25 protein-coding genes are annotated in these 22,522 nt (G+C 67.8%); 14 read left to right on the top strand and 11 right to left on the bottom strand.

Going from position 1 to position 22,522, the window contains the following annotated elements:
• Positions 1–15: 15 nt before the first annotated feature.
• Genes accC through aroQ form a run of 3 tightly spaced genes read right to left on the bottom strand, consistent with a single transcriptional unit; the run spans position 16 to position 2,335 of the window.
• Positions 16–1,365 carry an acetyl-CoA carboxylase biotin carboxylase subunit gene (gene accC, locus FHR19_RS02380; protein WP_184023800.1) on the bottom strand — a complete coding sequence of 450 codons (1,350 nt, stop codon included), beginning with the start codon at positions 1,363–1,365 and terminating at the stop codon, positions 16–18.
• A gap of 1 nt (position 1,366) precedes the next feature.
• Positions 1,367–1,864: an acetyl-CoA carboxylase biotin carboxyl carrier protein gene (accB, locus tag FHR19_RS02385; RefSeq protein ID WP_184023803.1), complete on the bottom strand. Its 498-nt coding sequence runs from the start codon at positions 1,862–1,864 to the stop codon at positions 1,367–1,369.
• 33 nt (positions 1,865–1,897) lie between these two features.
• On the bottom strand, positions 1,898–2,335 hold the full coding sequence (gene aroQ, locus FHR19_RS02390) for a type II 3-dehydroquinate dehydratase (protein ID WP_184023806.1): 438 nt from the start codon (positions 2,333–2,335) through the stop codon (positions 1,898–1,900).
• Between the two features lie 117 nt (positions 2,336–2,452).
• Here aroQ and thiS point away from each other — a divergent pair, with 117 nt between their 5' ends.
• Together thiS and FHR19_RS02400 are read left to right on the top strand one after the other, a co-directional pair.
• On the top strand, positions 2,453–3,457 hold the full coding sequence (gene thiS, locus FHR19_RS02395) for a sulfur carrier protein ThiS (RefSeq protein ID WP_184023809.1): 1,005 nt from the start codon (positions 2,453–2,455) through the stop codon (positions 3,455–3,457).
• An 82-nt stretch (positions 3,458–3,539) separates the two neighbouring features.
• Complete coding sequence (locus tag FHR19_RS02400) at positions 3,540–3,710, top strand: CsbD family protein (protein ID WP_184023812.1); 171 nt, start codon at positions 3,540–3,542, stop codon at positions 3,708–3,710.
• A gap of 78 nt (positions 3,711–3,788) precedes the next feature.
• Here the strand turns inward: FHR19_RS02400 and FHR19_RS02405 are convergent, their stop codons facing one another.
• From FHR19_RS02405 to FHR19_RS02415, 3 genes are all read right to left on the bottom strand, one after another.
• Positions 3,789–4,400: a hypothetical protein gene (locus FHR19_RS02405; RefSeq protein ID WP_184023814.1), complete on the bottom strand. Its 612-nt coding sequence runs from the start codon at positions 4,398–4,400 to the stop codon at positions 3,789–3,791.
• Positions 4,401–4,552: 152 nt separating this feature from the next.
• Entirely contained in the window at positions 4,553–6,199 is a 1,647-nt protein-coding gene (locus FHR19_RS02410) for a thiamine pyrophosphate-dependent enzyme (protein ID WP_184023817.1), read from the bottom strand.
• A gap of 54 nt (positions 6,200–6,253) precedes the next feature.
• Positions 6,254–7,402 (bottom strand): aspartyl/asparaginyl beta-hydroxylase domain-containing protein, encoded by a 1,149-nt coding sequence (locus FHR19_RS02415; protein ID WP_246359259.1) that lies wholly within the window; start codon positions 7,400–7,402, stop codon positions 6,254–6,256.
• 121 nt (positions 7,403–7,523) lie between these two features.
• Here FHR19_RS02415 and FHR19_RS02420 point away from each other — a divergent pair, with 121 nt between their 5' ends.
• From FHR19_RS02420 to FHR19_RS02440, 5 genes are read left to right on the top strand one after another with little or no spacing between them, the layout of a single operon-like run.
• Positions 7,524–8,231 (top strand): CoA transferase subunit A, encoded by a 708-nt coding sequence (locus FHR19_RS02420; RefSeq protein ID WP_184023820.1) that lies wholly within the window; start codon positions 7,524–7,526, stop codon positions 8,229–8,231.
• Entirely contained in the window at positions 8,228–9,091 is an 864-nt protein-coding gene (locus FHR19_RS02425; RefSeq protein WP_184023822.1) for an HAD family acid phosphatase, read from the top strand. Before FHR19_RS02420 ends, FHR19_RS02425 begins: the two co-directional genes overlap by 4 nt.
• A gap of 1 nt (position 9,092) precedes the next feature.
• Positions 9,093–9,740: a CoA transferase subunit B gene (locus FHR19_RS02430; RefSeq protein WP_184023825.1), complete on the top strand. Its 648-nt coding sequence runs from the start codon at positions 9,093–9,095 to the stop codon at positions 9,738–9,740.
• Positions 9,737–10,156, top strand: coding sequence for an HI0074 family nucleotidyltransferase substrate-binding subunit (locus FHR19_RS02435; protein ID WP_184023828.1), 420 nt, complete (start codon positions 9,737–9,739; stop codon positions 10,154–10,156). The genes FHR19_RS02430 and FHR19_RS02435 overlap by 4 nt, the downstream gene beginning before the upstream one ends.
• Positions 10,153–10,467, top strand: a complete 315-nt coding sequence (locus FHR19_RS02440) for a nucleotidyltransferase domain-containing protein (RefSeq protein ID WP_184023831.1) — start codon at positions 10,153–10,155, stop codon at positions 10,465–10,467. The genes FHR19_RS02435 and FHR19_RS02440 overlap by 4 nt, the downstream gene beginning before the upstream one ends.
• On the opposite strand, the gene FHR19_RS02445 is transcribed toward FHR19_RS02440, so the two are convergent.
• The 5 genes from FHR19_RS02445 to FHR19_RS02465 all read right to left on the bottom strand — a co-directional run bounded on the left by FHR19_RS02445 (position 10,464) and on the right by FHR19_RS02465 (position 16,246).
• A complete protein-coding gene (locus FHR19_RS02445; RefSeq protein WP_184023834.1) occupies positions 10,464–10,919 on the bottom strand; it encodes a cupin domain-containing protein in 456 nt (151 codons plus the stop codon). The genes FHR19_RS02440 and FHR19_RS02445 overlap by 4 nt on opposite strands.
• On the bottom strand, positions 10,891–12,168 hold the full coding sequence (locus FHR19_RS02450; RefSeq protein ID WP_184023837.1) for an MFS transporter: 1,278 nt from the start codon (positions 12,166–12,168) through the stop codon (positions 10,891–10,893). Before FHR19_RS02450 ends, FHR19_RS02445 begins: the two co-directional genes overlap by 29 nt.
• Before the next feature lie 58 nt (positions 12,169–12,226).
• Positions 12,227–13,738, bottom strand: coding sequence for a S10 family peptidase (locus FHR19_RS02455; RefSeq protein ID WP_184023840.1), 1,512 nt, complete (start codon positions 13,736–13,738; stop codon positions 12,227–12,229).
• A gap of 176 nt (positions 13,739–13,914) precedes the next feature.
• Positions 13,915–14,676, bottom strand: a complete 762-nt coding sequence (locus FHR19_RS02460; protein WP_184023843.1) for a class II aldolase/adducin family protein — start codon at positions 14,674–14,676, stop codon at positions 13,915–13,917.
• A 169-nt stretch (positions 14,677–14,845) separates the two neighbouring features.
• Entirely contained in the window at positions 14,846–16,246 is a 1,401-nt protein-coding gene (locus tag FHR19_RS02465; RefSeq protein ID WP_184023845.1) for a helix-turn-helix domain-containing protein, read from the bottom strand.
• Between the two features lie 99 nt (positions 16,247–16,345).
• Between FHR19_RS02465 and FHR19_RS02470 the strand changes: the two genes are divergently transcribed.
• The 7 genes from FHR19_RS02470 (at position 16,346) to scpA (ending at position 22,521) form a co-directional block, all read left to right on the top strand.
• Positions 16,346–17,872 (top strand): acyl-CoA carboxylase subunit beta, encoded by a 1,527-nt coding sequence (locus tag FHR19_RS02470; RefSeq protein ID WP_184023847.1) that lies wholly within the window; start codon positions 16,346–16,348, stop codon positions 17,870–17,872.
• Positions 17,853–18,587 carry a hypothetical protein gene (locus FHR19_RS02475; RefSeq protein WP_184023849.1) on the top strand — a complete coding sequence of 245 codons (735 nt, stop codon included), beginning with the start codon at positions 17,853–17,855 and terminating at the stop codon, positions 18,585–18,587. The genes FHR19_RS02470 and FHR19_RS02475 overlap by 20 nt, the downstream gene beginning before the upstream one ends.
• Before the next feature lie 87 nt (positions 18,588–18,674).
• Positions 18,675–18,959 (top strand): hypothetical protein, encoded by a 285-nt coding sequence (locus FHR19_RS02480; protein WP_184023851.1) that lies wholly within the window; start codon positions 18,675–18,677, stop codon positions 18,957–18,959.
• Entirely contained in the window at positions 18,956–19,168 is a 213-nt protein-coding gene (locus FHR19_RS02485; RefSeq protein ID WP_184023853.1) for a hypothetical protein, read from the top strand. The genes FHR19_RS02480 and FHR19_RS02485 overlap by 4 nt, the downstream gene beginning before the upstream one ends.
• Positions 19,165–19,584, top strand: coding sequence for a methylmalonyl-CoA epimerase (mce, locus tag FHR19_RS02490; protein ID WP_184023855.1), 420 nt, complete (start codon positions 19,165–19,167; stop codon positions 19,582–19,584). Before FHR19_RS02485 ends, mce begins: the two co-directional genes overlap by 4 nt.
• Positions 19,584–20,366: an enoyl-CoA hydratase-related protein gene (locus FHR19_RS02495; RefSeq protein ID WP_184023857.1), complete on the top strand. Its 783-nt coding sequence runs from the start codon at positions 19,584–19,586 to the stop codon at positions 20,364–20,366. Before mce ends, FHR19_RS02495 begins: the two co-directional genes overlap by 1 nt.
• 13 nt (positions 20,367–20,379) lie before the next feature.
• Complete coding sequence (gene scpA / locus FHR19_RS02500; protein ID WP_184023859.1) at positions 20,380–22,521, top strand: methylmalonyl-CoA mutase; 2,142 nt, start codon at positions 20,380–20,382, stop codon at positions 22,519–22,521.
• Position 22,522 lies beyond the last annotated feature (1 nt).

Genomic DNA, 22,522 nt, shown 5'->3' on the forward strand with positions numbered 1-22,522 from the left:
CGATCCATCATCGGCTCACGCGTCCTTCGCGAGCCATTCCTCGAGCCACTTGATCGTATAGTCGCCCGACTGGAACTCGGGATCGTCGAGCAGCGCCTGGTGCAGCGGGATCGTCGTCTTGACCCCCTCGACCACGAACTCCTCGAGCGCGCGGCGAAGGCGCATCAGGCACCCCTCGCGCGTGCGGCCATAGACGATCAGCTTGGCGATCATCGAATCATAATAAGGCGGGATGCGGTAGCCCGCGTAGAGCCCGCTATCGACGCGCACGTGCATGCCGCCCGGCGCATGGAAATAGGTGACCTTGCCGGGAGACGGCGCGAAGGTGCGCGCATCCTCGGCGTTGATGCGGCATTCGATCGCGTGGCCGGTGAAGCGGATATCCTCCTGTTTCACCGACAGGCCGTGACCCTCGGCGACGCGGATCTGTTCGCGGACCAGGTCGACGCCGGTGATCATCTCGGTCACCGGATGCTCCACCTGCAGCCGGGTGTTCATCTCGATGAAGTAGAATTCGCCGTTTTCCCACAGGAACTCGATCGTGCCCGCGCCGCGATAGCCCATGTCGGCCATCGCCTTGGCGACGATGCCGCCCATCCGCGCGCGATCCTCCGCGCCGAGGACAGGGGAGGGCGCTTCCTCCAGCACCTTCTGGTGGCGGCGCTGGAGCGAGCAGTCGCGCTCGCCCAGGTGGATGGCATTGCCATCGCCGTCGCCGAACACCTGGAACTCGATGTGGCGCGGATTGCCGAGATACTTCTCGATATAGACGGTGGCATCGCCGAACGCCGCTTTCGCCTCGCTGCCCGCTTGCTGCATCAGCGTTTCGAGCTGGTCGGGGGCGTTGCAGACCTTCATCCCGCGCCCGCCGCCGCCGCTCGCGGCCTTGATGATGACCGGATAGCCGATCCGCTCGGCGATCGCCTTGGCCTCGGCGATGTCACTGACCGCGCCGTCGGAGCCGGGGACGAGCGGCAGGCCGAGCGCGCCGGCAGTGCGCTTGGCCTCCACCTTGTCGCCCATCACGCGGATATGCTCGGGCTTCGGCCCCACGAACAGGATGTTATGCAGCTCGACGATCTCGGCGAACTTGGCGTTCTCGCTGAGGAAGCCGTAACCCGGATGGATCGCGTCGGCGCCTGAGATTTCGGCGGCCGAAATGATGTTGGGGATGTTGAGATAGCTCTCGCCGGCGGGCGGCGGGCCGATGCAGATCGCCTCGTCCGCCAGCCGCACGTGCATCGCGTCGGCATCCGCGGTCGAGTGCACCGCCACCGTCTTGATGCCCATTTCATGGCAGGCGCGGTGGATGCGCAGCGCGATCTCGCCACGATTGGCGATCAGCAGCTTCTTGATCTGCGGCATCTTAGCTGACGACGATTAGCGGCTGGTCGAACTCGACGGGCTGGCCGTTTTCGATCAACACCTGTGTGACGGTGCCCGCGGCCGGCGCGACGATCGGGTTCATGACCTTCATGGCCTCGATGATGAGGAGCGTGTCGCCGGCGGCGACCGTCTGGCCCACCGCGGCGAAGGGCTTGGCGCCCGGTTCGGCCGCGAGATAGGCGGTGCCGACCATCGGCGACTTGACCGCATTAGCCGCGATCGCAGGGGCCGACGCGCCGGTTTCCGCGGCGGCGGGCGCGGCAGCAACCGGCTGCGGCGCGTGCGCGATCGTCGGGGCATAGGCGGGGGCGGCGTGCATCATCGGCGCGACGGTGACTTCGCGCGCGACGCGGACCCGGCGCTCGCCGTCCTCGACCTCGATCTCGGTCAACTGCGTCTCGTCGAGCACGCCGGCCAGCTGACGGACCAGCTCGATATCGACGCGCATGTGGCGTTTGCCTTCGCTCTCTTCTGACATGCGACTGTTGCTTCCCAATAAAAGTGCGGCCCTTTAGGCCAGCCGTGCGGCGGCTTCAAGCGCGAGGACGTAGCTCTGCGCGCCGAAGCCCGCGATGGTGCCGTGCGCGGCCATCCCCACATAGCTCTTGTGGCGAAAGGACTCGCGCTTGTGCGGGTTGGACAAATGGACCTCGATCACCGGCGTCCGGATCGCCTTGATCGCGTCGTGCAGAGCGACAGAGGTGTGGGTGAAGGCGGCAGCATTGAGGAGGACGGCGCGCGCCCCCTCCGCCTGCGCCTCGTGCAGCCAGTCGACGAGGTGTCCTTCATGGTTCGACTGGCGCACCTCTACCTCCAGCCCCAGCTCGCGCGCCCGATCCTCGAGCATGCCCGCAATGTCGTCGAGCGTGTCGGCGCCGTAGATATCCGGCTCGCGAGTGCCGAGCAGGTTGAGGTTCGGACCGTTGAGGACATAGACGAGATCGGCCATCGGCGCTTCCGGTTGCGGGCGCGGCGGACGGCGCCTAGATCGAGCGCCTTCCATACCCGCACCATCGGTCCGAAGTCGAGCGATGGTTAAGGCGACAAACGACATCGAAGGACGGCGATGCACAGCGACGGCACCATCTCGATCCGCGTGAACGGCGAGCACAAGCGCGTGAAGGACGGCCTGACGCTGGCTGACCTCGCGAGCGAGCTCGGCCTTGTCCCCGAAAAGGTGGCGGTCGAACGAAACATGGAAGTCGTGCCGCGCTCGACGCTTAAGGACGTGCGCGTCGAGGACGGCGACGAGCTGGAGATCGTGCACTTCGTGGGCGGCGGCGACCATGCTGCGGCCCTCGACGCGGATACGTGGACCGTCGCCGGCCGCACTTTCCGCTCGCGGCTGATCGTCGGCACGGGCAAATACAAGGACTTCGCGCAGAACGCCGCCGCGGTCGAGGCGTCGGGGGCGGAGATCGTCACCGTGGCGGTCCGGCGCGTGAATGTGAGCGACCCCAATGCGCCGATGCTCACCGACTTCATCGACCCCAAGCGTGTAACCTATCTTCCCAACACCGCCGGCTGCTTCGACGCCGACAGCGCGATCCGCACGCTGCGGCTGGCGCGCGAGGCGGGGGGCTGGGACCTCGTCAAGCTGGAGGTGCTGGGCGAGGCGCGGACGCTCTATCCCAACATGCGCGAGACACTGAAAGCGACCGAAGTGCTGGTGCGCGAGGGGTTCAAGCCGATGGTCTATTGTACCGACGACCCAATCGCCGCCAAGCAGCTCGAAGAGGCTGGCGCGGTGGCGATCATGCCGCTCGGCGCGCCGATCGGCTCGGGCCTCGGCATCCAGAACGAGGTGACGATCCGCCTGATCGTCGAGGGGGCGGGCGTCCCCGTGCTGGTCGATGCTGGCGTCGGACAAGCGTCGGACGCGGCGCGGGCGATGGAGCTGGGCTGCGACGGCGTGCTCATGAACACCGCGATCGCCGAGGCGAAGGACCCGATCCTGATGGCCGCGGCGATGAAGGCGGCGGTGGAGGCGGGGCGAATGGGCTATCGCGCCGGGCGGATGGCGAAGCGCCGTTATGCCGACCCGTCAAGCCCGCTGGCTGGTTTGATCTAGGTTTGGAACCGGCGGCCGGTTGATCGGTTTTACATGACGAACGGCGCAAATGGTGCCGTGGTATCGTGTAAGGAGAATTTCGATGGGCGAGCTGGTCGATAAGATCAAGGGCAAGGTCAACGAAGCTATCGGCGACGTGAAGCAGAAGTCGGACAACCCCGAGACCCGCGCTGAGGGTCAGGCGCAGGAGGCCAAGGGCAAGGCCCAGCAGGCTGGCGGCGCGATCAAGGGTGCGCTGGGCGACAAGGTCTGATCGACCTCAAGTCTTGACTTGAGCTAATCGGCCGCTCGTCTTTTGACGGGCGGCCGTTTTGCTTTAGGGAGCGTGGTTTCAAAGCGCGTCGCGAGTCGCCTTTCGTTTCTCCTCACGCTTTTGAGTTTCGACAGCGTGCTGTTCCAAAAACGCGGCCTGAGAGGAGTAATTTACCACGGTTTGAATGCCGACTCCCGCGTCTTCCGGGCATCTCCTTATTGCCGCGTCGCGAGCGCTCTGCGCCATGAGGTTAGCTAAGCCTGCAAGAGCGCCATCAACGCCTCGTCCAGAGCTTGCGACGTAGGCATCGTTAGGGGCGTCGACTTGCCAACTCAATCTTACTCGTGTCTCGTCGTTCCAGAACGCTACACGTTGCTCAATTTCGACGCCGTCTTCATCAACAACCCGCTCTCGACCAGATTTTGCATATTTAGAACCGAGCGAATCTCGTACCGTCTTCAGGCGCTCAATTTCGGCCTTTGCACATCCTGAGCCTGAAAGGCTCACCTCAGCCAAGCGATCGTTTTCAAATACAGGGCTTATTGAAACCTTGAAGTTGCCAATCAAGACACCTGTTGGAGCATAGGTAATACTGATTGACTTGAAGCGATTTCTCCTATCGCGTTTCACGACAGCTCCGCTCACCCCTTCAATCTTGGCGAGCACCTCTACGGTTTTCTCGGGGGTCATGCCCGTGCGTAAGTCGCGCCATAACAGGGCCCCATCATCTGTCGGAGCGCTCGGAGGATTGGTCGGCGCCTCGGCAGGTGCTACCGCGACAACCTGTGCAAAGGGTAAGGCTATCATCTTCGTGTCCTGTCGCCGAGTTCTTCTAGCGCAACTTAACGCGCCCGCAACGCCTCGATCGTAGTCGCGAAATTGATGACTTCGATATCGGTGCGGATGTGGAGCAGGCGGACGCCGCTGCCCGCCTTCGCGCGGTCCAGCGCGGCGGCGAAATCCTCGGTCCGGTCGATCGTCTCCGCTGTCGCGCCATAAGCGCGGGCGAGCGCGGCGAAGTTGGGGTTGGACAGGCGTGTGGCCGACACGCGGCCGGGAAACTCGCGCTCCTGATGCATGCGGATCGTACCGTAGCCGCCATTGTCGACGACGAGGACGATCAGGTTCGCGCCGTGCTGGACCGCGGTCGCCAGTTCCTGTCCGTTCATCAGGAAGTCGCCGTCGCCCGCGATCGCCGCCACGGTGCGGCTCGGATGGCGCAGCGCCGCGGCGATCGCGGCGGGGGTGCCGTATCCCATTGCGCCGGCGGTGGGGGCAAGCTGGCTGCACGGCCCCGCATAGCGCCAGTAGCGGTGCCACCAGCCCGAGAAATTGCCCGCGCCGTTGCAGATCATCGTGTCGGCGGGCAGCGCCTCTCGCATGACCTTCACGCACGGGCCGAGATCCATCGGCACGCCGTCGCGGGGCTTGGGATCGGACCAGTCGAGCCATTCGGCATGCGCCGCCGCGCCGCTGTCGAAATGCGGCAGGTCGCCGAGCGTATCGAGCGCGCGCGCGAAGCTGCGCATGTCGGCGCAGATGGCCAGGTCGGTGCAATAGACGCGGTTGAGTTCGGTCGGGTCGGGATGGACGTGGACGACCGTCTGGCCGGGATGCTCGGGCGTGATGAGCGTGTAGCCGTCGGTCGTCGCCTCGCCCAGCCGCGCGCCGACCACGATCAGCAGGTCGGCTTCCTTGATCCGTTTGGGCAGCAAAGGGCAGGGGCCGTAGCCGAGATTGCCGGCATAGACAGGCATGTCGTTCGACACCGAATCCTGCTGCCGAAACGCGGCGGCGACGGGCAGGCCGATGCGGGTGGCGGCGCTGGCGAACGCGGTGGCGGTGCCGTCGCACCAGCCCGCGCCGCCGACGATCGCGACCGGCCGCTCGGCCGCGCGGATCAGGTCGGCGAGGCGGTCCATCGCTTGCGCGTCGGGGGCCTGGCGCAGCTTCTCGACGCGCGGGCGGTCGGCGACCTCAACCCGGTCGAGCAGCATGTCCTCGGGCAGCGCCAGCACGACGGGACCGGGGCGGCCGTTCATCGCGGTGGCATAGGCGCGCGCGACATATTCGGGAATGCGCGCGGCATCGTCGATCCGCGCGGCCCATTTGGCGATCGGCGCGAACATCGCCTCGAAGTCGATTTCCTGGAACGCCTCGCGGTGGCGCGTGCCGCGGTCGATATCGCCGATGAACAGGATCATCGGCAGCGAATCCTGCATCGCCACGTGCACCCCGATCGAGGCGTTCGTCGCCCCCGGCCCGCGCGTGACGAAGGCGATGCCCGGCCGCCCGGTCATCTTGCCGTCGGCGGAGGCCATGAAGGTGACGCCGCCTTCCTGCCGGCACGTCACCACGTCGATCGTGGGCACGTCGACCAGTGCGTCGAGCACCGCGAGGAAACTCTCGCCCGGCACCTGGAACAACCGGTCGCAGCCCTGCGCCACCAGATTGTCGACAAGAATGCGGCCGCCGGTGCGAAGGGTCACGAACGTCTCTCCCGATACTTTTGCCGCGGGTGTAACGGCGTTCGTCGGGCGGCGCTATGCCTCCGCCGCGATGCCGTGCGCCTCGACCGCGCCGAGCAGCGCCGTCAGTGCCACGCGCTCATCCGCGCCGATGTCCGGGCGCCAGATTTCGAACAGCAGCACCACGCGGTCGCCGGTGCCGCGATTCCAGGCTTCATGCTCGAAACTGTCGTCGAAGATCAGGAGCTCACCCTCTCGCCATTCGCGCGTGTCGGCACCCACGCGCATCCCGCAGCCATCGGGCACGATCAGCGGCAGGTGGCAGATGAGGCGGGTATTGAAGACGCCGTGATGCGGGCGGATATGCGTGCCGGGTTTGAGGCGGGAGAACAGCGCCATCGGCGACCGCGTGCCGATCGCCGGCTGCGGCGCTTGGCGAAGCGCCGCGATCGTGGCGGGGCAGCGCGCCGCGTGAACTGGGTGCGGCTGGCCCCCCTCGAACAGATGCACCGCGCCCCAGGCGGGATCGTCGAGCAGATGGTTGGCGGGCGGCGGCTGGTCGGGGATCGAGCGGACATAGGGGGCGAACGCCTCATCCCCCGCCAGCAGCGCCAGCAGTTCCTCGCGGATCGCGGCGGTTGCCGCCTCGACCGCGGGCACCCAGTCGAACGCGGCCCGCTCGAAAAAGGCGCGCTGGGCGAGGCCGGGATAATAGAACATCGACGGCTGCTGAAGGTGGAGTTCGCGCCGGCCGAGCAGCAACTCGATCGCCTCGCCGACGCGCGGGGGAAGGTCCCCGCCGCCGAGCCCCGCGCCGTCGATCGCCGCCGCCAGCGTGGCGGCGAATCGCTCGCCCGCCCCCGCGACGAACGCGCGCGCGTCGGCGATCGCCGCGTCGAAGCTGGCCGGCGGCGGGCTGTGATCGGCGACCGCGAGCGCGGTGGCATAGAAGCGCACCGCCGCGCGATCGTCGCCGGTCCGCCGTTCAAGCGCGGCGCGCGCCAGCAGCGCGGACAGGTGCCGCGGCGCGCGGCGCAGCGCTTCGGCAAGGGCCGCACGCTCGCCATCCACATCGCCCCGCCGCTGCTCGATCCCGGCCAGCAGAACGCACGGATCCGCCTCGCCCGGCGCCGCCGCCATCAGCCGCAGCAGCATCGCCCGCGCCCGGTCGAAGTCGCCCGTGCGGGCGAGATTAAGGGCGGCGGGCAGCGTGTCGATAGCCATGATCGAAGTTAGGCATGCCGCGCGGCGGCCCGCAATCTTCGGCGATTGCGCGCGCCGTTTCTCCTTTGTAGTCAGCCGCCAAATGCTCGGCCGACAGGCGAGCCCGGAGAAGGATCAGCCCATGCAGAAGCTCTACCCCGATGCCGCCGCCGCGCTCGAAGGCCTGCTGCACGACGGGATGACGATCTGTGCGGGCGGCTTCGGCCTGTGCGGCATCCCGGAGCGGCTGATCGATGCGATCCGCGAGTCGGGCGTGAAGGACCTGACGATCGCCAGCAACAATGCCGGCATCGACAATGAAGGCCTCGGCAAGCTCCTTCGCACGCGCCAGGTGAAGAAGATGATCTCGTCCTATGTCGGTGAGAACAAGGAGTTCGAGCGCCAGTATCTGGCCGGCGAGCTCGAGGTCGAATTCTGTCCGCAGGGGACGCTCGCCGAACGCTGCCGCGCGGGCGGCGCGGGGATCCCCGGCTTCTATACCAAGACCGGCGTCGGCACGAAGGTGGCCGAGGGCAAGGAAACAAAGCTCTTCAACGGCGAGGAATATATCCTCGAGCGCGGCATCCGTGCCGACCTGTCGATCATCAAGGGGTGGAAGGCGGACGAGATGGGCAACCTCATCTTCCGCAAGACCGCGCGCAACTTCAACCAGCCGATGGCGACCGCCGCCAACATCTGCGTCGCCGAGGTCGAGGAAGTGGTGCCGGTCGGCAGCCTCGACCCCGACGCGATCCACCTGCCCGGTATCTATGTGAAGCGGATGATCGTCGGCGCTCCCTACGACAAGAAGATCGAGTTCCGCACCGTGCGCGAGCGGGCGGCCGCGTGATCCGCGCCCTGACGCTCGCCGCATCGGCACTGGCGCTGTCGGCGTGCGCGGCGACCCCGCCGCCGGCCGCGACTGCGGCGGTATCGACGCAGCCGGGGAGGCAGTATCGCTGGCAACTGGGCTCGGGCGAAGCGGCGGTGCTGTCACGCCAGGCGCATCTGGCGATGGCCGCGTTCGTGGCCGCGCACGCAAAGGGGCCGGCGTCGAGCGTCGTGCTGTCCGCGGGATCGACGCCCGCCGCGCCGCGCTTCGGTGCCTGCGGCAACCGGCCCCGCGCGGTTGTCTACGACATCGACGAGACGGTGCTGCTCAACACCGGCGCCAATTACGACAGCGCGGTGCGCGGCGACCCGCCGTTCGATCCCGAGCGCTGGGCGCAGTGGGAGCGGGACGGCGCGAACGCGGTCGAGCCGGTGCCCGGGGTGGTCGAGGCGATCACCGCGATCCGCCGCGCGGGCGTGACCGTCGTCTTCAACTCGAACCGCGATCGATCGGCCGCGGCCTCCACCGCGGCGGCGCTCGCCTCGGTCGGGATCGACAATGCGGTGCCGGGCGAGACCTTGTTCTTGAAGGGTGACGTCGCGCCCGGCTCGGCCAAGGACCCGCGCCGCGCCGCAATCGACGCGAAATATTGCGTGATCGCGATGGCGGGCGACAATCTCGGCGACTTCGCCGACGCCTTCAACGATCGTGGACTGTCGACGCCCGCACGCCGTGCGCTGGCCCAGAATGCCGCGATCGCGCCTCTGTGGGGCAATGGCTGGTTCCTCATTCCCAACGCGCTGTACGGCGGCTGGGAAGGCGGGACCTTCGACGACCTGTTTCCCGCCGACAAGCGCTGGACGCCAAAGGAGAAGTAAGATGCCCTGGACACGCGACGACATGGCGGCGCGCGCCGCGCGCGAGCTGCGTGACGGCTTCTACGTCAATCTCGGCATCGGCATCCCGACGCTGGTGGCGAATCACATTCCCGAGGGCGTGACGGTGACGCTCCAGTCGGAAAACGGCATGCTCGGCATCGGCCCGTTCCCGTTTGCGGGCGAGGAGGACCCCGACCTCATCAACGCGGGCAAGCAGACGATCAGCGAGCTGCCGCACTCGGTCTATTTCAGCTCGGCCGACAGTTTCGCGATGATCCGCGGCGGGCATATCGACCTCACCGTCCTCGGTGCGATGGAAGTGAGCCAGGGCGGCGACATCGCCAACTGGATGATCCCCGGCAAGATGATCAAGGGCATGGGCGGCGCCATGGACCTCGTCGCCGGGGTCAAGAAGATCATCGTCGTGATGGAGCACACCGCCAAGGACGGCAGCCCGAAGTTCATCCCCGACTGCACGCTGCCCCTCACCGGCAAGAACGTCGTCGACATGATCGTCACCGACCTCTGCGTCTTCCAGCGCCCCGACCATGACAGCCCGTTCCGGCTGGTCGAACTGGCGCCCGGCGTGACGGCCGAGGAAGTCGCGGCCAAGACGACGGCCGCTTACGAGGTCGCGGTGCCGGCATGAGCGCCGGGGCGCCTCTTCGCTGGCACCAGCGGCTCGCCAATTACCGGCGCGCCGTCGACCTGCTGGGCGAAGCGGTGACGCTGGGACGCGAGCGGCCGTTGTCCGAGCTGGAGAAGGCCGGGCTGGTCCAGCGGTACGAGATCGCCTGGGAGCTCGGCTGGAAGCTGATGGCCGACTTCCTCGTCGCGGAGGGATCGCCGCCCGACACCGTCACGTCGGCCAGCGTGATCCGCGCCGCCTTTGCCGCGGGGATCGTTGAGGATGGCGATGCGTGGATGGCCGCGAGCAAGCTGCGCCATCAACTGTCGCATACTTATGACGAAACGATGCGCGACGCGGGACTGGTGGCGATCGGTGAGCGGCATCTGCCGACGCTGGTGGCGCTGCGCGACGACATGAGCGCTCGCGCCGGATGAGCGGCGGATTGACGATCGCGCAGCGTGCGGCGCTTCGCGAGGCGCTGGCCCCGTTCGCCGATCGTATCGAGCAGGTGCTGCTCTACGGCTCGCGGGCGAGGGGCGACCATCGGCCGGGCTCCGATGTCGATCTGCTGATCCTGGGAAATCTCGATGCGGCGGCGCTGCTCGCGGTGGCCGCTGCGATAGAGGCGAGCGACCTGTCGGTGCACGCAGACGTGACGCTGCCGCCGCCGCCGGACAGTCCGCTCGCGTCGGTCGTGGCGCGAGAGGCGGTGCCGCTTTTCGATCGGGCCGATCTGATCGGCTAGAACGGCGCGCCGGTCACCGGATCGCGGTCCGGGACCGGCACTGCCGCGATGTGGGCGCGGATCGCGTCGTCGGCCGGCTTCGTCACCACGTCCCAGTCCTGTCCGGCGGGATAGGCGCCGACGACGGCGAAATCGTCGCTCGCCGTCTCGCATTTGTGCCCGGTGCCGGCGGGCAGCATCAGCGCGTCGCCCGCGCCGATCTCGATCGTCCGCCCGCCCGGGCCACCGATCGTCAGCGTCGCGCTTCCGGCGAAGCAGCCCAACACCTCGTGCGCGGTCGAGTGGTAGTGGTGATAGTCGAACACCCCGTCCCGCCACTGCGGCGGCCAGCCATTCGCCTCGAACAACGCCTCGAACGCTGCCGCACCGTCCGCCGCGCCGCGATAGCAGCGCACGGCTAAGGCGGGATTGTTCGGTACGCCCTCATGCGAGGCGAGGGTGAAGCGTTCCATCGGCGATCTCTCGCGGGCGGGTTTCGGGAATGAACAGCGCGTAGAAGATTAGCCCCGCCGCACCGACGCCCGCCAGCGTCCAATAGGCGGGACCGAAGCCGCCGAGCACGACGATCGACCCGGCAAGGCTGGCGGACAGTGCGCCGCCGAGGCCCTGCACCGTCGCCACCGCCCCCTGCGCCACATTGAACCGCCCGGTGCCGCGCGTCATGTCGGCGATGACGATCGGGAACAGCGCGCCGAAGATGCCCGCGCCGATCCCGTCGAGCAACTGGACGCCAAGTAGCCACGCGGGGGCGTCAGACAGCGGATAGAGAAACCCGCGCAGCGTCAGCATCGCGAACGCCGCGAGAAACAGCGGCTTGCGCCCCCAGCGATCGGTGCGCGCACCGACGATCAGCGCGACCGGGACCATCACCACCTGCGCGCCGACGATGCAAGCGGCAACCAGCGACGTGGCGCTGCCGCTCCCGACGATCCGTGCCAGCTGCTGGCCGACGGTCGGCAGCATCGCCGCGTTCGCCAGGTGGAAGAGGAAGGCGGCGCAGGCAAAGGCGGCGATCGTCGGATGGTTGCGCAGCGTCGCGAAGATCGACTGCGGCGGACCCTTGTCCTCGCCGTCGCCCATGCCGCGCGCGACGCGGTGGTCGATCGCCCTGGGGTCGATCATCAGCGTCGCACCGATACTGAGCGCCGCGAACAGGCCCATCAGCCAGAACACCACCTGAGGCCCGAAGCTGAAGGCGAGCACGCCCGCCAGCCCCGCCGACACCGCGTTGCCAGCGTGGTTGAACGCCTCGTTGCGGCCGACGCGGCGGGTGAAGAGCTTGGGGCCGACGATGCCCAGCGAGATCGCGGCGATGGCGGGCGCGAAGACCGCGGCGGCGACCGCGGCGACCGACTGGCCGATGACGACGGGCGCGAATCCGTCGACCAGCGGCAGCGAGATCGACGACAGCGTCACCGCGACGGCCGCGGCGACGAGCAGCGCGCGCTTGGCATGGATGCGGTCGACGAGCCCGCCCGCTGGCGCCTGCGCGATCAGGCCCGCGATCCCGGCGATCGTCATCACCGCGCCCGCGCTCGCCTCCGACCAGCCATGGCTCGGCCCGCGCACCGCGACGAGATAGATGGCGAGATACGGCCCCAGCCCGTCGCGCACGTCGGCGAGCACGGCATTGAGCGCATCCAATGCGATCAGCGAGCGGCGATTGGGGGTCGGGTGCGGCAACCGGCGGCCTTCCTGCATCGAAGTCGCCGGTTGAACGCGCTGCGCGCGCTTGTGGCGCGCGGCTCGGTCCGCTTTCCTACCGCGCGCGGATGAAGGCGCGGATATCGCTCGACAATTTCCTGAGGTCGTCCTCGCGCACGTACATCATGTGGCCGGCGTTATAATATTTCCAGACGATCCGCCCGTCATTGGGGATGCCCGTCCGGTTGAGCGAATACTCCGCGCCGAAGAAGGGCGTGGCGAAGTCGTAATAGCCCTGGCCGACGAACACACGCAGCCCGCTGTTCTCGCGCATCGCCGTCCCGATCCACGGCGCGACGTTCAGATAGCCCGAGCCGCCGCGCGGCCCCTCGCCGATGTTCCAGTCCCAGTCGCGCACCCCGCCGATCGACGAATAGGTGAGGTCGGGCGAGTATTTCAGCCCCTCGCGCGACCACTGGTTCATCGCCGCGGTGTACGCGCCGTCGATCGCGTAGAAGCTGGGGTCGTTGTCGGGCGTCTCGCCGGCATTGTCATAGTCGCGGCCGGTATAGCGCGTGTCGAGCCGGCCGATGACCTTGCCCTGATCGCGCAGCAATTCCTTGTAGAAGCGGCTGGGCGACAGGCGCAGGTCGGCCTGTGCCAGATAGGTTTGGTTGACGCCGGTGAAGCGGGAGAGTTGCGGCAGGATCTGCTGGCGCTCCTGCGCCGACAGCGAATTGCCCTTGAGCAGCGCGGCGGCATAGGGACCAATCGCGAACTGCCGTGCCTCCTCGACGAACGCCTCCACGGTCGCAGGCTTGTTCGGCACCTTGTCGTGATACCAGGCCGTTGCCGCCATCGAGGGAAGGTTGGTGACATAGCCCAGCTCGTTGCCGGGCGTATCCGCCGCCTGGCTGAAGTCGAGGATCGAGGAGATGAGGATGATGCCGTTGATCGCGACGTCGGTGTACGACCCTTCCAGCTCCTTGATGACTGCTGCCGAACGGGTGGTGCCATAGCTTTCGCCGCCGATGAACTTGGGCGCGTTCCAGCGGCCGTTCTCGTTCAGCCACAGGCGGATGAACGCCGCCATCGACCTGGCGTCCTTTGTGATGCCCCAGTAATCCTTCGGATCGGTCTTGCCGAGCGCGCGGCTGAACCCGGTGCCGACCGGGTCGATGAACACGAGGTCGGTGACATCGAGCAGCGATTCGGCATTGTCGACCATCGGATAGGGCGGCGCCCCATCGTCGCGCGCGTCCGACGGGATGACGACGCGCTTCGGCCCGAACGCCCCCATCTGGAGCCAGAGCGAGCCCGAGCCCGGCCCGCCGTTCCACAGGAACGTCACGGGGCGGTTGGGGTCGACCGGCCCCTCCTTGATATAGCTGTACGAAGTGATCGACGCGAGCGGCTTGCCGTCCTTGTCCTTCAGGTACGTGTCGCCGGCGATCGCGCGATAGGCGATGCGCGTGCCGCCGAAGCTACCGCTGTGCCGCGTGACCGAGCGGACCGGCGCGGGGATCGCGGCGTCGGCGGCATCATCCTTGGCCGCGGGCTTGTCCTGCGCGGCGAGCGGCGCGGCGATAGCTAGGGCGGCAAGGCAGGCGAACGTACGAAGCGACATGCGGCATTTTCCCCTTTTGCCGCCGGGTTGTAACGACCGCCCGCCGCCCCGCAAGCTACTGTCTTTGTCGGCTCACGCCGGTTGGCGGCACCGGCCCGCTCCCCCACCCGGCCGCCCAGCAGGATACTCAGTGGGTGGCCGGATGGGGGAGCGGGCCGGTACCGCTCAAGGGCCAATTACTCCCGCCAGCTCCGGTCGATGCGATCGACCAGCCGGACCATCGCGGCGAAGTCGGCGGCACCCGGCCCGCCCGGCGCCTGTGCCTGGCCGATGTCGCGCTGGTGGACGGCGACGACCTCAGCCGGCACTTCGATCGGCGTGCCCATGCTCATCGTCGCCAGCTGGATCTCGCACGCGCGCTGGAGCGACCAGTGGCGGATGAACGCCTCGGGCAATGTCCGACCCATCGCGACGATGCCGTGGTTCCTGAGGAGCATGACCCGCTTGTCGCCCAGATGCTCGACCAGCCGCGCGCCCTCCTCGTCGCGGACGGTGACGCCCTCGAAATCGTGATAGGCGATCTGACCGGCGAAATTGGCGGCATAGAAGTTGATCGGACGAAGCCCGCCCTCGAGCGAGCTGACCGCCATCCCAGCGGTCGTGTGCGTGTGCATGATGCAGTGCGCGTCGGGCAGGTGGCGGTGGAACACCGCATGCTGGACGAACCCCGCGCGGTTGACCGGATAGGGCGAGGCGTCGAGCTTGTTGCCGTCCAGGTCGATCTTGACGAGGTTCGATGCCTTCACCTCGCTGAAATGCAGGCCGAACGGGTTGATGAGGAACGCGCCCTCCTCGCCCGGCACCTTCAGCGTGATGTGGTTGTAGATCATTTCCGACCAGCCGAGATGGTCGAACACGCGGTAACAGGCGGCAAGCTGCTGGCGCGCCTCCCACTCCGCATCGGACATGATCGTGCTTTCGCGGATCGCGGTCGCCATGGCTCTCTCCTCGGGTCTGTTTTGCGGCATCCTGCCATGTTGGCGGGGCACACAGCAACCACACCCCCCCGTCATCCCGGACTTGATCCGGGATCCCGCTTCTTCTTTTGCCGCCGACGAAGAAGGAAGAAGCGGGACCCCGGGTCAAGCCCGGGGTGACGAAGCCGGCTCAACTGAACCCGTACGGCACCACCCCCCGCGCGTCGGGGTCGATCGCGATGGTGGACGCCGCCGGCGGGAAGGCGCGCTGGTCGCAGTCGAGGCGGGGGCAGATCCGGCACGAACTGCCGATCGGCGTCGCCCCGCCGCCCGTCGCCAGCGCATCGGCATAGACGAAGTCGCGCGCCTGCGCCGCTTCGCACCCCAGCGTCACCGCGTATCGGCGCGGCGCGCGGGTGAAGCTGCCGCTCGGCTTCACCAGCCCCTTGGCCATGATGACGTAGCGGACGCCATCGGGCGTCTCGGCGCGCTGGACGAGGATGCGGTCGGGGATCGCCGCCGCCTCGTGCACGATCCACAGGGGGCACGCGCCGCCGAAGCGCGCGAACTGCAGCGGCGTGGCCGAGTGCCGCTTGGTGATGTTCCCCGCCATGTCGACGCGGCAGAAGAACACCGGCACCCCCGACGCGCCGGGGCGCTGAAGCGTCGAGAGCCGGTGGCAAGCCTGCTCGAAGCTCACGCCGAAATCCTCGCGCAGCCGGTCGATGTCGTGGCGCTCCACCCGCGCTGCCTCGCGAAACGCTTCGTACGGCATCGTCAGCGCGCCCGCGGCATAGTTGGCGAGCCCCACTGACAGCAGCGCGCGGGCGGCGGGATCGTCGAGGCCGGAGCCCGCCACCGTCGCGTCAATCGTCTCGGCCAGCTCCAGCCGGGCGAGCTGGTGCGCAAGCTGGAACGCGGTGCTCTCGGGCGGCAGCGCGCGGTCGAGGCGGAGGGTGCGGCGCGCGGGATCGTAAGTGCGCAGCGCCCCGTTCGCATCGCCGCGCTCGATCGTCACCCGGTGGCGCGCGCGCAGCCGCTCGGCGATCGCACGGTTGGGCGGCGCGCCGCGCGGGAAGCGGGCGGCGAGCGCCTCCGCGCCCCGGTCGAGCGCGTCGACATAATTGCCCGCATCGTGAAACCAGTCCCGCACCGCCTCCCATGGCTGGCGCGCCGCGCTCTCGCCCGATTGCACGCGGTCGTCGAGGACGCGGACCTGCGCCTCGACACGCTGATAGGCGGCGTGGAGCGCTACGAGACGGCGGGCCAGCTGCGGCTGCTGCCGCAGCGCGCGGGCAAGGCCCGGGTCGGGCTCCACCGCTCCGTCGATGCCCGCATCGGTCGCGGCGGCGAGCGCGGCGGCGGCGAGCGCCGCATCCTCGCCGATCGAGCGCCAGTCCTGCGGGAATGCCTTGCCCAGCGCGGCGAGCACCAGTTCGGTTAGCGGCCGGTCGCCATTCTCGATCTGCGACAGGTAACTGGTCGAGATGCCGAGCCGCGCGGCGGCCTGTGCCTGGGACAGCCCGTGGGTGCGGCGCAGCGCGCGAAGCTGGTGACCGGCGAACAGGCGGCGGGGCGGGGCGGGGTGCATCCGACTTTGCAAACATGGGTTGCGCACGTTTGCAACATCGCATTTGCGTTTTGCGGCATCGCCCGCAAAGGAGGTGTGCAGTTGAAAGCGGGAGCGCGCATGTCCTCGACCATCGCCGAACTCGAACGCCGCCGCGACGCCGCCCGCCTAGGCGGTGGCCAGAAGCGCATCGACTCCCAGCATGCCAAGGGCAAGCTGACCGCACGCGAACGGCTCGACGTGCTGCTCGACGAGGGGTCGTTCGAGGAGCTCGACATGTATGTCGAGCACAATTGCGTCGATTTCGGTATGCCCGACCAGATCGTGCCCGGCGACGGCGTGGTGACGGGATCGGGGACGATCAACGGCCGGCTCGTCTTCGTGTTCAGTCAGGACTTCACCGTCTTCGGCGGCTCGCTGTCCGAGCGTCACGCGCAGAAGATCTGCAAGATCATGGACATGGCGATGAAGGTCGGCGCGCCCGTGATCGGCCTCAACGACAGCGGCGGCGCGCGTATTCAGGAGGGCGTCGCCAGCCTCGGCGGCTATGCCGAGGTGTTCCAGCGCAACGTGCTGGCCAGCGGCGTCGTGCCACAGCTGTCACTCATCATGGGTCCATGCGCGGGCGGTGCCGTGTATAGTCCCTCGATGACGGACTTCATCTTCATGGTGAAGGATTCGTCATACATGTTCGTCACCGGCCCGGATGTAGTGAAGACCGTCACGAACGAGATCGTCACGCAGGAGGAACTGGGCGGCGCGGTGACGCATACCACGAAGTCGGGGGTCGCCGATGTGGCCTTCGACAACGATATCGAGGCGCTGCTCGCGGCCCGCGACTTCGTGGACTTCTTGCCCGCCTCGAACCGGGAAGCGCCGCCGGTGCGCCCGAGCGATGACCCGTTCGACCGGATCGAACACAGCCTCGACACGCTGATCCCCCCCTCGGCCAACATGCCGTACGACATGCACGAGCTCATTCGAAAGGTCGTCGACGAGGGCGATTTCTTCGAGGTGCAGCCGGGTCATGCCGCCAACATCCTGTGCGGGTTCGGCCGGATCGAGGGGCGGACGGTCGGCATCGTCGCCAACCAGCCGATGGTGCTGGCGGGCGTGCTCGACATCAATTCGTCGAAGAAAGCCGCGCGGTTCGTCCGCTTCTGCGACGCGTTCGAGATCCCGATCGTCACCTTCGTCGACGTGCCCGGCTTCCTGCCCGGCGTGGGGCAGGAGCATTCGGGCATCATTAAGCACGGCGCCAAGCTCCTGTTCGCCTATGCCGAGGCGACGGTGCCCAAGATCACCGTCATCACGCGCAAGGCATACGGCGGCGCGTACGACGTGATGGCGTCGAAGCATCTGCGCGGCGATTTGAACTACGCATGGCCGACTGCCGAGATCGCGGTGATGGGCGCCAAGGGCGCGGTCGAGATCATCTTCCGCGGCCGCACGCCCGAGGAGATTGCCGAGCGGACCGCCGAATACGAAGCGCGCTTCGCCAACCCGTTCGTCGCAGCCTCCAAGGGGTTCATCGACGAGGTCATCATGCCCCACTCCACGCGGCGCCGCATCGCGCTAGGCCTGCGCAAGCTGCGCAATAAGGCGCTCGAGAACCCGTGGAAGAAGCATGACAACATTCCGCTCTAAGGCACTGCCGCTCGCGACCCTCGCGCTCCTCGCCGGTTGCGGCGGCGAGCCGGAAAAGGCCGCCGCGCCCGAGCCCAAGCCGACCCCCGTCGCGTCGGCCACCTCCGCCGCCTCGCCCGAGGCGCGGCTGGCGGCGGCGGTGAAGGCGGCGTTCCCGAGCGAGGTCGCGGTGGAGGACAAGGACGGCCAGCGCTACACCTTTTCCGACCATCGCCTGATCGACGCGCCGTTCGGCGTCGTACTGGCGAGCGAGGGGCGGGCCGAGAATTTCGGCCACGTCACCGCCGGGCGGATCGACCTCGCCTACCTGACGCCCAGCGGTAGCGGCTTTACCGTCGCCAAGCGCTTCCCCGCGGCGGTGGTGCAGGGCAGCTTCGGGCAGATGAGCGACTGGACGGTACGCAACGACCTGGCCGACGTGCCGGTCATCGCGGCGTCGGGCGGCTTTACCGGGCAGGGCTATACCTGTGGCAGCACCGCGCTGACCGAACTGCGCCCCGACGGGCCGGTCGAGGTCGCCGATGTGAAGACCGTCTACAGCGACGACGGTGCGGTCGAGGGGCCGGCGGTCAAGTCGTTCGAGGGCAAACTGACCAACGTCACCCCAAACGGCTTCGACGTCGCCTTTACCGGCACGCGCAGCTTCACCGAACATTATGCGCGCAGCGGCGGCAAGTTCGTGCGGCAGGGTCCCGCCCAGCTTCCGGCGTGCTGACATGATCCTTGGTCGCCTCAGATCGCCGCCCGTTGCGATCGACTCAGCCAAACCTTATAATGTCCTTGCAATGACAAGGAGGCGCTGATGCATACCGAGCGTGTGACCTTTCTCGCGACCCCGGCGCTCAAGGCGACGCTGACGGCGCGTGCCGCCGCGGGCGGCGTGTCGATCGGCGAGTATATCCGCCGCAAGGTCGAGGCGGACGATCCCGAGGAAACCGAAGCTGCCGCCGAACTCGCCGCGATCGTCGGCGAACTGGTCGAGGCGATTCCCGACATGAAAGCGCGGCTGGAGCGGACGGCGTCGACGATCGAGGCTGCGATCGAGGATTCGGATCGCCGGCTTCGCGAGGCGGGGCTGCGACAATGAGCACGCTCAGCGACGCGGTGAAGGGCATCAAGCAATTGCTGCTGCTTCAGGAACAGGTTCGCCAACTCGAAAAGGTCGGCGAGAAACAGAGCGAGGCGCTCGGGCGGCTGACGGGCGACGTGCTCGCGCTCGACAAGCGTGTGATCCGGATCGAGACGATGATCGAAATGACCCAGCGCAACGCGCAAACTCCGCGGATCGAGGGATGAATCTCGGCCGCCTCAACCATGTCGGCGTCGCGACGCCGTCGATCGAAGCCTCCATCGCTCTCTATCGCGACGTGCTGGGCGCGACCGCGATCGGCGAGCCATTCGACCTGCCCGCGCAGGGCGTACGCGTGTGCTTCGTCGACACGCCCAACACGCAGATCGAGCTGATCGAGCCGCTGGGCGACGCATCGCCCACCCGCGCGTTCCTCGAGAAGAACCCGGCGGGGGGGCAGCATCACCTTTGTTACGAGGTGCCCGACATTCATGCGGCGAAGGCATGGTTCGAGGGGAAGGGCGCGCGCGTGCTCGGCGAGCCTCGCATCGGCGCGCACGGGACGCCGATCTTCTTCGTCCACCCACGCGATATGGGCGGGGTGCTGACCGAGATCATGGAAACGCCGAAGGAGGCGCATTGATGGCGTTCGAGCATATCCTGGCCGAGCGGCGCGGCGACGTGCTGGTGTTGACGCTCAACCGGCCCGACCGCCTGAATGCCGCACCGCCGGCGATGTTCGACGAGTTACGCGCGGCGATCGGCGACCTCAATGGCGCGCGCGCGGTGCTGATCGCCGGGGCGGGGCGGGGGTTCTGCTCGGGTGCCGATGTGGCGGGTGGGGCGCTCAATGCCGAGGACCCCGGCGCGGCGACGTTCGCGGCACTCAACGATCACTACAACCCGGCACTGCTCGCGCTGGCCGACCTTGCCGTGCCAGTGGTCAGCGCGGTGCGCGGGCCGGCGGCGGGGATCGGGTGCAGCCTCGCGCTCGCCGCCGATTTCTGCGTCGCGAGCGACACCGCCTATTTCCTGCAGGCGTTCGTCAATATCGGCCTCGTCCCCGATGGCGGCGCATCGTGGATGCTCCAGCGCCTGATCGGGCGCGCGCGGGCGGCCGAGATGATGATGCTGGGCGAGCGGGTACTCGCCGACAAGGCGCTCGAATGGGGCATGATCCACAAGGTCGTCGCCGACGAGGCGCTGGACGAAGCGGCCTTTGCGCTCGCCGAGCGGCTGGCGGCGGGGCCGACCGTCGCGCTCGGGCTGATGCGCCGCGCGCTGCACGGCGCGGCGGAAAGCGACTATGCGACCGCGATGCTGGTCGAGGCGAAGGCCCAGCAGCAAGCGCGCGGCAGCCGCGATTCGATGGAGGGGGGCATGGCCTTCCTCAGCAAGCGTAAGCCCGCTTTCACGGGCCAGTGAACGGACCTATTCGATGACCGACAAGCCCACCCCCGCCGACTGGAAGGCACTCGCCGACAAGGAGGTGAAGGGCCGCGACCTCACCTGGCAAACGCCCGAGGGGATTGCGGTCAAGCCGCTCTACACCGCCAAGGACAATGAGGGCTGGGACCCCGGCCTTCCCGGCTTCGCGCCGTTCACGCGCGGGGTGCGTGCGTCGATGTATGCCGGGCGCCCCTGGACGATCCGGCAATATGCCGGCTTCTCGACTGCCGAGGAATCGAACGCCTTCTATCGTCGCAACCTGGCCGCCGGGCAAAAGGGGCTGAGCGTCGCCTTCGACCTCGCCACGCACCGCGGCTACGACAGCGACCATCCGCGCGTCGTCGGCGACGTGGGCAAGGCGGGCGTCGCGATCGACAGCGTCGAGGACATGAAGATCCTGTTCGACGGCATCCCGCTCGATCAGATGTCGGTCAGCATGACGATGAACGGCGCGGTGATCCCGATCCTCGCCTTCTTCATTGTCGCGGGCGAGGAGCAGGGCGTCGCGCAGGCCCAGCTCGACGGGACCATCCAGAACGACATTCTCAAGGAGTTCATGGTCCGCAACACGTACATCTACCCGCCTGCGCCAAGCATGCGGATCATCTCGGACATCTTCGCTTACACTTCCGAGCATATGCCCAAGTTCAACAGCATCAGCATCTCCGGCTATCACATGCAGGAAGCCGGCGCGACGCAGGTGCAGGAGCTGGCCTTCACCATCGCCGACGGGCGCGAGTACGCGAAGGCGGGGATCGCCGCAGGTCTCGACATCGACAAGTTCGCCGGGCGGCTGTCCTTCTTCTTCGCGATCGGCATGAACTTCTTCATGGAGGTCGCGAAGCTCCGCGCCGCGCGGACGCTGTGGCACCGGGTAATGACCGACTTGGGCGCGAAGGACGAACGGTCCAAGATGCTGCGCACCCACTGCCAGACCAGCGGTGTCAGCTTGCAGGAGCAGGACCCCTACAACAACGTCATCCGCACCACGGTCGAGGCGATGGCGGCGGTGCTGGGCGGGACGCAGAGCCTGCACACCAATGCGCTCGACGAGGCGATCGCGCTGCCCACCGACTTCTCCGCCCGGATCGCGCGCAACACGCAGATCGTGCTGGCCGAAGAGACGGGGATCACCAAGGTCGTCGATCCGCTAGGCGGCAGCTACTACATCGAAGCGTTGACCAAGGACCTCGTCGATCGCGCGTGGGAGATCATCGAGCGTGTCGAGGGCGAGGGCGGCATGGCACAGGCGGTCGCCGCCGGCTGGCCCAAGGCGATGATCGAGGAAGCCTCTGCCGCCCGCGCCGCGCGTGTCGATCGCGGCGAGGACGTGATCGTCGGCGTCAACAAATACCGGCTGAAGGACGAGGATCCGGTCGAGATCCTCGACATCGACAACCAGGCGGTCCGCCAGAGCCAGATCGCGCGCATCACCCGCGTCCGCGAAACCCGTGACGAAGCAGCGTGCCAGGCGGCGCTGGCCGCGCTGCGCGAAGGCGCGGCGGGCAACGCCAACCTGCTGGCGCTCGCCGTGGACGCCGCCCGCGCCCGCGCGACGCTGGGCGAGATTTCGGCATCGATGGAGGCGGTGTTCGGCCGCTACGGCACGCAGCCGACGCCGGTCGCAGGCATCTATGGCGGCGCATATGAGGGCGACGCGCGTTGGACGCGCCTGACCGACGGCGTCGCCGCGACCGAGCGGCGGATGGGCCGCAAACCGCGCATGTTCGTCGCCAAGATGGGGCAGGACGGCCACGACCGCGGGGCCAACCTCGTGTCGAGCATGTTCGGCGATTTGGGCTTTGACGTGGTGCCCGGCCCGCTGTTCCAGACGCCCGAGGAAGCCGCGAAGCTCGCGATCGAGCAGGACGTGGATGTGGTCGGCGCCTCCAGCCTCGCCGCCGGGCACAAGACGCTGATTCCCGAGTTGATCGGCCATCTGCGCGACGCGGGCCGCTCCGACATTCGCGTGATCGCGGGCGGCGTGATCCCTGCACAGGACTATCAGTTCCTGCGCGATGCCGGGGTGCAGGCGATCTTCGGCCCCGGCACCAACCTCATCACCGCGGCGGAGGAGGTGCTGCGCCTCCTCGGTCACAACATGGCGCCCGAAACGGAGACGGCCGAGTGAA

This window comes from Sphingomonas yantingensis (assembly GCF_014199325.1).
GTDB lineage: Bacteria > Pseudomonadota > Alphaproteobacteria > Sphingomonadales > Sphingomonadaceae > Sphingomonas > Sphingomonas yantingensis.

What these genes read in the sequence shown, in the direction of transcription:
- FHR19_RS02460 (WP_184023843.1), bottom strand. Translation starts at nt 14,676, where the DNA reads ATGGCGACCGCGATCCGCGAAAGCACGATCATGTCCGATGCGGAGTGG.
- FHR19_RS02495 (WP_184023857.1), top strand. Translation starts at nt 19,584, where the DNA reads ATGGCGTTCGAGCATATCCTGGCCGAGCGGCGCGGCGACGTGCTGGTG.
- FHR19_RS02430 (WP_184023825.1), top strand. Translation starts at nt 9,093, where the DNA reads ATGCCCTGGACACGCGACGACATGGCGGCGCGCGCCGCGCGCGAGCTG.
- FHR19_RS02485 (WP_184023853.1), top strand. Translation starts at nt 18,956, where the DNA reads ATGAGCACGCTCAGCGACGCGGTGAAGGGCATCAAGCAATTGCTGCTG.
- FHR19_RS02440 (WP_184023831.1), top strand. Translation starts at nt 10,153, where the DNA reads ATGAGCGGCGGATTGACGATCGCGCAGCGTGCGGCGCTTCGCGAGGCG.
- FHR19_RS02420 (WP_184023820.1), top strand. Translation starts at nt 7,524, where the DNA reads ATGCAGAAGCTCTACCCCGATGCCGCCGCCGCGCTCGAAGGCCTGCTG.
- FHR19_RS02400 (WP_184023812.1), top strand. Translation starts at nt 3,540, where the DNA reads ATGGGCGAGCTGGTCGATAAGATCAAGGGCAAGGTCAACGAAGCTATC.
- accB (WP_184023803.1), bottom strand. Translation starts at nt 1,864, where the DNA reads ATGTCAGAAGAGAGCGAAGGCAAACGCCACATGCGCGTCGATATCGAG.
- FHR19_RS02435 (WP_184023828.1), top strand. Translation starts at nt 9,737, where the DNA reads ATGAGCGCCGGGGCGCCTCTTCGCTGGCACCAGCGGCTCGCCAATTAC.
- FHR19_RS02415 (WP_246359259.1), bottom strand. Translation starts at nt 7,402, where the DNA reads ATGGCTATCGACACGCTGCCCGCCGCCCTTAATCTCGCCCGCACGGGC.
- FHR19_RS02480 (WP_184023851.1), top strand. Translation starts at nt 18,675, where the DNA reads ATGCATACCGAGCGTGTGACCTTTCTCGCGACCCCGGCGCTCAAGGCG.
- accC (WP_184023800.1), bottom strand. Translation starts at nt 1,365, where the DNA reads ATGCCGCAGATCAAGAAGCTGCTGATCGCCAATCGTGGCGAGATCGCG.
- FHR19_RS02465 (WP_184023845.1), bottom strand. Translation starts at nt 16,246, where the DNA reads ATGCACCCCGCCCCGCCCCGCCGCCTGTTCGCCGGTCACCAGCTTCGC.
- mce (WP_184023855.1), top strand. Translation starts at nt 19,165, where the DNA reads ATGAATCTCGGCCGCCTCAACCATGTCGGCGTCGCGACGCCGTCGATC.
- thiS (WP_184023809.1), top strand. Translation starts at nt 2,453, where the DNA reads ATGCACAGCGACGGCACCATCTCGATCCGCGTGAACGGCGAGCACAAG.
- FHR19_RS02475 (WP_184023849.1), top strand. Translation starts at nt 17,853, where the DNA reads ATGACAACATTCCGCTCTAAGGCACTGCCGCTCGCGACCCTCGCGCTC.
- scpA (WP_184023859.1), top strand. Translation starts at nt 20,380, where the DNA reads ATGACCGACAAGCCCACCCCCGCCGACTGGAAGGCACTCGCCGACAAG.
- FHR19_RS02450 (WP_184023837.1), bottom strand. Translation starts at nt 12,168, where the DNA reads ATGCAGGAAGGCCGCCGGTTGCCGCACCCGACCCCCAATCGCCGCTCG.
- FHR19_RS02455 (WP_184023840.1), bottom strand. Translation starts at nt 13,738, where the DNA reads ATGTCGCTTCGTACGTTCGCCTGCCTTGCCGCCCTAGCTATCGCCGCG.
- FHR19_RS02470 (WP_184023847.1), top strand. Translation starts at nt 16,346, where the DNA reads ATGTCCTCGACCATCGCCGAACTCGAACGCCGCCGCGACGCCGCCCGC.
- FHR19_RS02405 (WP_184023814.1), bottom strand. Translation starts at nt 4,400, where the DNA reads ATGACCCCCGAGAAAACCGTAGAGGTGCTCGCCAAGATTGAAGGGGTG.
- FHR19_RS02445 (WP_184023834.1), bottom strand. Translation starts at nt 10,919, where the DNA reads ATGGAACGCTTCACCCTCGCCTCGCATGAGGGCGTACCGAACAATCCC.
- aroQ (WP_184023806.1), bottom strand. Translation starts at nt 2,335, where the DNA reads ATGGCCGATCTCGTCTATGTCCTCAACGGTCCGAACCTCAACCTGCTC.